The sequence below is a fragment of the Sphingomonas bacterium genome (genome assembly GCF_903644055.1).
In the GTDB taxonomy this organism is placed as follows: domain Bacteria; phylum Pseudomonadota; class Alphaproteobacteria; order Sphingomonadales; family Sphingomonadaceae; genus Sphingomonas_I.
Genome location: NZ_CAHJXD010000038.1, coordinates 1 through 3,278, shown reverse-complemented (window position 1 = coordinate 3,278; position 3,278 = coordinate 1). Strand labels below are relative to the sequence as shown.

Annotated in this window: 2 protein-coding genes and 1 pseudogene; all 3 read left to right on the top strand. The window is 64.2% G+C overall.

The window, feature by feature from the left end; genetic code table 11:
• Positions 1–344 (top strand): annotated as a pseudogene (locus HUU94_RS01655) (ketol-acid reductoisomerase); the annotation flags it as partial.
• A 93-nt stretch (positions 345–437) separates the two neighbouring features.
• On the top strand, positions 438–1,022 hold the full coding sequence (locus HUU94_RS01650; protein ID WP_174273389.1) for a YceI family protein: 585 nt from the start codon (positions 438–440) through the stop codon (positions 1,020–1,022).
• Between the two features lie 230 nt (positions 1,023–1,252).
• Complete coding sequence (gene leuA / locus HUU94_RS01645; RefSeq protein ID WP_174273390.1) at positions 1,253–2,911, top strand: 2-isopropylmalate synthase; 1,659 nt, start codon at positions 1,253–1,255, stop codon at positions 2,909–2,911.
• Positions 2,912–3,278 lie beyond the last annotated feature (367 nt).

The following is a 3,278-nucleotide window of genomic DNA, read 5'->3' as shown; positions in this document are numbered from 1 at the left end:
TCGAATGCCTCCACGAGGTGAAGCTGATCGTCGATCTGATGTATGAAGGCGGCATCGCCAACATGCGCTATTCGATCTCGAACACCGCCGAATATGGCGATATCCACACCGGCCCGAGGATCATCACCGACGAGACCAAGTGGGAGATGAAGAAGGTGCTGGAGGATATCCAGCAGGGCCGCTTCGTCAGCCGCTTCGTGCTCGACAATCGCGCCGGCCAGCCCGAGCTCAAGGCGGCGCGCAAGCTCGCCGCCGCGCATCCGATCGAGAAGGTCGGCGCCGAGCTGCGCGCGATGATGCCTTGGATCGCCAAGAACAAACTGGTCGACAAGGCGAAGAACTGATCGAGAAAGTCGAACGACGCGTTCGATATTCGCGCAATTGACCGGGAAGGGAAGAGCGATCAGAAGCCGCTCTTCTCTTCCGAAAGGCTCGCGATGCGAAATGCTCTTCTCGCCCTGGCGCTCGTTTCCGCGCCGGCACTGGCGCAGGCGCCGTCCAACGTCCGCGTGAACAGCGGCACCTATCAGGTCGACAGCGCGCATACCCAGGTGGTGTTCACGCTGCTGCACCTCGGCACCAGCCTCTACACCGGCCAGTTCACCCAGCCGACCGGCACGCTGACGATCGACGTCGGCAACCCCGCGAAGGACAAGGTGGATATCACCTTCCCGATCGCCAAGGTCTCGACGACGGTGCCCGCGCTCGACGCGCACCTCCAGAAGCCGGAATTCTTCGATGCCGCCAAATTTCCGGAGGGGCATTTCGTCTCGACCAAGGTCCCGATCAAAGGCACCACCGCGACGATCACCGGCGACCTGACGCTGAGGGGCGTGACGAAGCCCGTGATCCTCGCGACGCGCTTCGTGGGGGCCGGCGTCAATCCGATGAGCAAGAAGACCAACGTCGGCTTCACCGCAACCACGACGGTGAAGCGCAGCGACTTCGGCGTCAGCTACGCTCTCCCGATGGTGGGAGACGAGGTGAAGCTGACGATCAACGCGGCGTTCGTGGCGGAGTAAACCTCCCTTTGGCCCTCTCCTTCAAGGGGGAGAGGGCTTTACGGGCTTCGGCGCTTCCGCTACGCGCCCGCTCATGCCGTTCAGGTCCAGCCTTCTCCTGCTTCGACTTACGCGCCCTTAGGCGCGTCGATGCCGCGCGGCCGCAGGTGCCGCCGCTCACCGCCTGAGGGAACAGCCGCCGCGCCCGCCCGGCGCGCCCGATCCTTTCGAGCACGAGACCCCGCATGACAATGCTTCGCGATCCTTCGTCCAAATACCGCGCCTTTCCCCAGATCGACCTGCCCGACCGGCAATGGCCGTCGCGCACGATCACCGGCGCGCCGCGCTGGCTCTCCACCGACATGCGCGACGGCAACCAGGCGCTGATCGATCCGATGAACGAGGAGAAGAAGACGCGCTTCTTCGATCTGCTCTGCAAGATCGGCATCAAGGAGATCGAGGTCGGCTTCCCCTCGGCGGGGGCGACCGAGTTCGATTTCATCTCGGGCCTCGTCCGCAACGGCCGCATCCCCGACGACGTGACGGTCCAGGTGCTCACCCAATCGCGCCGCGACCTGATCGAGAAAAGCTTCGAGAGCCTGGCCGGCGCGAAGACGGCGATCGTCCACCTCTACAATGCGGTCTCGCCGGCGTGGCGGCGCATCGTCTTCGGGATGAGCCGCGACGAGGTCCGCGAGATCGCGATCAACGGCGCCAAGATCCTCCGCGACGAGGCCGCCAGGCAGCCCGATACCGAGTGGCATTTCGAATATAGCCCCGAGACCTTCTCGACCGCCGAACTCGATTTCAGCCTCGAGGTCTGCGCGGCGGTGATGGAGGTGCTGGCGCCGACGCCCGCATACCCGATCATCTTCAACCTGCCCGCGACGGTCGAGGCGGCGACCCCCAACATCTACGCCGACCAGATCGAATATTTCTGCCGCAACGTGCCGCGCCGCGACAGTGTCGTGGTGTCGCTGCACACGCACAACGATCGCGGCACCGGCGTCGCGGCGGCCGAGCTCGGGCTGATGGCGGGGGCCGATCGCGTCGAAGGCTGCCTGCTCGGCAACGGCGAGCGCACGGGCAATTGCGATCTCGTCACGATCGCGATGAACCTCTACACGCAGGGCATCGATCCGGGGCTCGATTTCTCGGACATCGACGAGGTGGTCAATACGGTCACTTATTGCACCAACATCCCCGTCCATCCGCGCACGCCTTATGCCGGCGATCTCGTCTTCACCGCCTTTTCGGGATCGCACCAGGACGCGATCAAGAAGGGTTTCGCCGCGCAGGAGCAGAGCAACAGCGGCCTGTGGAGCGTACCCTATCTGCCGATCGATCCCGCCGATCTCGGGCGCAGCTATGAAGCGGTGATCCGGGTCAATTCGCAAAGCGGCAAGGGCGGCGTCGCCTGGGTGATCGAGCAGGACAAGGGCCTCAAACTGCCCAAGCGCCTGCAGGCCGATTTCAGCCGCGTGGTTCAGGCGCTGGCCGACGAGAGCAGCCGCGAGCTGGATGCCGGCGACATCTGGGGGGCGTTCCAGCGCCATTATCGGCTCGAAGGCGCGCAGGCCTATGAATTGATCGACTATCATGAGGGCCGGATCGGCGCGGATCGGCTGTTCACCGGAAGTATCCGGCACGGCGGCGTCGAAACATCGGTCAGCGGGCGCGGCAACGGCTTGCTTTCCAGCGTCGTCGCGGGCCTGCAGAGCGGCTTCGGCATCGAACTCGATATCGTCGATTATTCGGAGCATGCGATCGGCCATGGTTCGGACGTGCAGGCGGTCGCCTATGTCGAGGCGCGCGCCGGCGATGGCCGCACGATGTTCGGCGTCGGGATCGACGAGGATGTCGCGACCGCATCGGTCCGCGCGCTGCTGGGCTGCGCCAACGCGCTTTGAGAGTCTGTCCTGTCGACATTAAGCTCTCGTCACCCCGGCTCAAGGCCGGGGTGACGTTCCAGCTTGAGCACTCTAAGCGCGCCATCCGTACTGCGGCCATTTTGCGGAAAAGCGGACGGATTATGCGTCCGGACCCGATCAGCATCCGTATCGTTGTTCATTCTTTGCTTGCTGGATCGGAGTGCCGCGTGGGTTCATGGCTGTTGCGTATCCCTATTTCGCGTCTCGCGGAGTAGGACGTCGGTTTTTTCGCCATGACCGATGCCGAGGCTCGATCCCCCGCGGGCCGCTCCCGCGGGCTTCGTCTACAGCTTATGTGGCTGTGGGTGCTGGTGGTGGTTTTGTATTTCGCGTGGGAGGCGGCGGG

Coding starts and splice junctions, on each gene's coding strand:
- HUU94_RS01650 (WP_174273389.1), top strand. CDS start 438: ATGCGAAATGCTCTTCTCGCCCTGGCGCTCGTTTCCGCGCCGGCACTG.
- leuA (WP_174273390.1), top strand. CDS start 1,253: ATGCTTCGCGATCCTTCGTCCAAATACCGCGCCTTTCCCCAGATCGAC.